Origin of the sequence: Flavobacterium cyanobacteriorum (assembly GCF_002251835.1) — a bacterium.
GTDB classification, from domain to species: Bacteria; Bacteroidota; Bacteroidia; order Flavobacteriales; family Flavobacteriaceae; genus Flavobacterium; species Flavobacterium cyanobacteriorum.
Window position 1 is genome coordinate 1 of the sequence record NZ_NOXV01000061.1, and the last position, 3,265, is coordinate 3,265.

At 31.6% G+C, this 3,265-nt stretch carries 7 protein-coding genes; 6 read left to right on the plus strand and 1 reads right to left on the minus strand.

Annotation, left to right across the window (positions count from 1 at the left end):
- The 3 genes from CHU92_RS15680 to CHU92_RS00570 all read left to right on the plus strand — a co-directional run.
- Positions 1 to 405, plus strand: a 405-nt coding sequence (locus CHU92_RS15680; RefSeq protein ID WP_094411544.1) for a hypothetical protein, incomplete at its 5' end; no start/stop codon positions are given.
- Between the two features lie 28 nt (positions 406 to 433).
- On the plus strand, positions 434 to 646 hold the full coding sequence (locus tag CHU92_RS00565) for a hypothetical protein (RefSeq protein WP_094411546.1): 213 nt from the start codon (positions 434 to 436) through the stop codon (positions 644 to 646).
- Positions 647 to 999: 353 nt separating this feature from the next.
- Positions 1,000 to 1,347 carry an Arm DNA-binding domain-containing protein gene (locus tag CHU92_RS00570; protein ID WP_094411548.1) on the plus strand — a complete coding sequence of 116 codons (348 nt, stop codon included), beginning with the start codon at positions 1,000 to 1,002 and terminating at the stop codon, positions 1,345 to 1,347.
- On the opposite strand, the gene CHU92_RS16210 is transcribed toward CHU92_RS00570, so the two are convergent.
- Entirely contained in the window at positions 1,232 to 1,645 is a 414-nt protein-coding gene (locus CHU92_RS16210) for a tyrosine-type recombinase/integrase (protein WP_394335723.1), read from the minus strand. The two genes, CHU92_RS00570 and CHU92_RS16210, sit on opposite strands and share 116 nt — an antisense overlap.
- Before the next feature lie 33 nt (positions 1,646 to 1,678).
- On the opposite strand from CHU92_RS16210, the gene CHU92_RS00575 reads away from it, so the two are divergent.
- The 3 genes from CHU92_RS00575 to CHU92_RS00585 all read left to right on the plus strand — a co-directional run bounded on the left by CHU92_RS00575 (position 1,679) and on the right by CHU92_RS00585 (position 3,226).
- The gene (locus CHU92_RS00575) at positions 1,679 to 1,903 is read left to right on the plus strand and encodes a hypothetical protein (protein ID WP_094411550.1); all 225 of its coding nucleotides are present in this window, start codon (positions 1,679 to 1,681) and stop codon (positions 1,901 to 1,903) included.
- Positions 1,904 to 2,113: 210 nt separating this feature from the next.
- Complete coding sequence (locus tag CHU92_RS00580) at positions 2,114 to 2,503, plus strand: hypothetical protein (RefSeq protein WP_094411552.1); 390 nt, start codon at positions 2,114 to 2,116, stop codon at positions 2,501 to 2,503.
- Positions 2,504 to 2,506: 3 nt separating this feature from the next.
- Entirely contained in the window at positions 2,507 to 3,226 is a 720-nt protein-coding gene (locus tag CHU92_RS00585) for an nSTAND3 domain-containing NTPase (protein WP_094411554.1), read from the plus strand.
- The last annotated feature ends 39 nt before the right edge of the window (positions 3,227 to 3,265 follow it).

The window sequence follows — 3,265 nt, forward strand, 5'->3', positions numbered from 1 at the left end:
CAACCATACATTGAACTGGATTACAAATACAGGGACGAACCCCGAAACTATAAAGTATATTTGACCTCAACCCCTTCAAACCTGAACAAGGGTGAAATATGGTATTTCATTTGCCCACAAACAAAGAAGCGTTGCCGTAAACTGTATTCAATAGGCGGTTACTTTTTACACCGTGAAGCGTTCAACGGTTGTATGTACGAAACACAAACCCAAAGTAAGAAGTACAGGCAACTGGATAAAACATTAGGGGCTTACTTCAAAAGTGATAACCTTTACAGCGAACTGTATAAAAAGAATTTCAAAAAAACGTATGCAGGGAAACCAACCAAAAGGTATTTGCGAATAATGGAACAAATACAGAAAGCTGAAAACATACCATACCACGAAATTGAACGTGCAATGTGAAGTTGAAATGTTAGGCGNCAACGGTTGTATGTACGAAACACAAACCCAAAGTAAGAAGTACAGGCAACTGGATAAAACATTAGGGGCTTACTTCAAAAGTGATAACCTTTACAGCGAACTGTATAAAAAGAATTTCAAAAAAACGTATGCAGGGAAACCAACCAAAAGGTATTTGCGAATAATGGAACAAATACAGAAAGCTGAAAACATACCATACCACGAAATTGAACGTGCAATGTGAAGTTGAAATGTTAGGCGGAAAGTTTCTTACTTCCCGTATTGGAAGTCCTCAAACCTAAAACACTATTTTAGCCCCAAAAGGGGTTTTTTAATGCAGTAATGTACCTTATTTGTACCCCAAAGTCGTAAAGTATTGATAATCAATGTTAATTACTTTTTGTATCGGAAAGTAAATCAAGTCAACAATAGAAAGCAATAAGAAACATTATATAGTGAAACCATTTATAAACTCACGGCTCCCGTGAGTTATTATTTTCCGATTGTTTCCGATTGTATGGATATTAATCCAAAAGTTGTATTGAGCATTTATTGATTTTAAATTTATCCTGTTAAACTCAATAAAACTTAATAAAAATGACCGTTACAATTCGCAAAAGAAAATTGAAAGAAGGACGATATGCGCTTTATTTAGACCTCTATGCTCATCAAAAGCAATGGCAGGAAAATCTCAAACTCTATCTTGAGAACGAAAAAGGTAATCCAGCAAAAAAACAGATGAATAAGCAAACTTATATGCTTGCTGAAAAAATACAGACTGAGAGACTATATCAGCTACAAAACGATGCATATGGGTTTAAGAAGCCTACTAAAACTTACCGTACAGGTAAATGCCCCCATCACACCTTACATCTTTCCACTTTAGATTGTGTATATCGCTCCAACGTAATCCAGTCAGGCAAGAAAATAAAAATGCTCGCTTAAGAACATCATATCTGCATTCAGTAGCAATTAGACTGTCGACTTCCTCTTTTGTGAGATATTCTCTATTTGTATCTACCTCTTTAATACATTTTACCCTTTCAGCGGGATTATCTTTTATTAACCCTCTTCTATAAGCTTCATGAATAGAATGTTTCAGAATATTGAAATAAGAAGAAGCAGAATTTGGCTTTAAGCTACTAAGCAACTTCGACTTGAATTCTTCAAGATATCTGTCGGTTAGGTCAGTAAATAGGATAGCACTATTAAATTTATTCAAGTGTTTAAAAAAAAATGTCACATTTTGGTATATTAGCAGTTAACTAATAGACTTATGGAAGAAGTAGTAATCAAAGACAAAGAAAAGTATCTTCGTGACAATTATCCTTATAGAAATATACCACAATTGAATAGTGAAATTGTATGCATCCATTGTAACAACATTTTTAAAGTAGGTCAGTACAAAGTTTTTAAAGATGAATATGACGAAGAATATATTTGTTGTCCGGATACGCCTGAATGTAATGGGTCAGTAATTGATTGGATTCCTTTAGAATAGATACTTCACAAAGCCCTTCGCTAAAATGAGGGCTTTTTTTGTTTAAATTAAAAATTTAAAAAAGAAGATGACAACTATTCATTTACAACCAGATATCTAAAATCAAAAGTACGGAAAAAATTAAATTTTGAGATGACCACAAACAGGTATATGATATTCACGGAGTTTATTTTTAGTAAATTTACCGTAAACAATATATAAAATTATAATATGCCTATAGTTACAACAGCAGCAATTACGGGTCTTTTAACAACGTTAGCAACAAAAGGATTAGAGAAGGCTTTTGAAACAAGTGGAGAGAAAATTTCTGAAGGAGCATTAGCTTGGTTAAAATCATTATTTTATAAAAATAATGAGCCAAAAAGTTCATTAAAAACGTTACAGGACAATCCTGAAAATATGGAAGCTATTAGTAATGCTACCGCTATTATTAATAATTCTATAGAAGATAACCCAGAATTTATAAAATATTTGGAAGAAGCTATCCATAAATTCTCCAAAGTTGAAAACTCCATCACCAATAGTAAGAATGTAATAACTGGAAATGTAAATACAGGAGGAGGAAATTTTATAAATGGGGACGGTAATCAAATATCTTAGTTTGTGGGAGCAGGTAAAAATATAATTAGTAATTCAACAATCAATACTGGAGGAGGCGATTTTGTAAATGGGAATAATAATTTTATTCAAAAGATAATTATTAATCTTGAAAACAGGGAAGCAAGATTAAGGAGTATAATTGAACAAACAAAAAACGTTTTAAATAAGATTCAATCCAATATATCTGGAGTGCAATTGAAAAGAAATTTATTGGATTTCCCAGTTACAGACTTAATAAACCAAAATCAATTTATTTTTATTGACGGAGAAGCTGGTTCTGGAAAGTCTGCCTATGCTAAACAAATTTTAGAATCACTTGAGGATACCTGTATTATTTCTTTTGCTGCAGACCAATTTTTAAAAAGCTCCTTGATTAATACCTTACACGAAATTAATGTTGATCTAAGCGTTCAAGAAATATTCAGCGAGTTTAAAGAATTTACAAATCAGCTAATTTACATAGACAGTTTTGAAAAATTATTAGAAGGAGATGCAGAAGCATTTAGAGAGCTAATAGCTATTCTTCGAGAAAACAAGAAAATAAAATTAATTATTTCTTGTAGAAGTTATGCTTTGGAAATTCTAAAATTTAATTATTTCGACAAACAATTATTACATAATAATTCAACCGTTGTAAATGTACCTCAACTTACAGATGAAGAATTAAATTACTTTGTGCAAAATATTCCTGAGCTAAATAGTATTGTCCAAAATTTAAATTGAAGTGGTTTAAACTTTTATTTTATTAAATTTCTTTAGTGC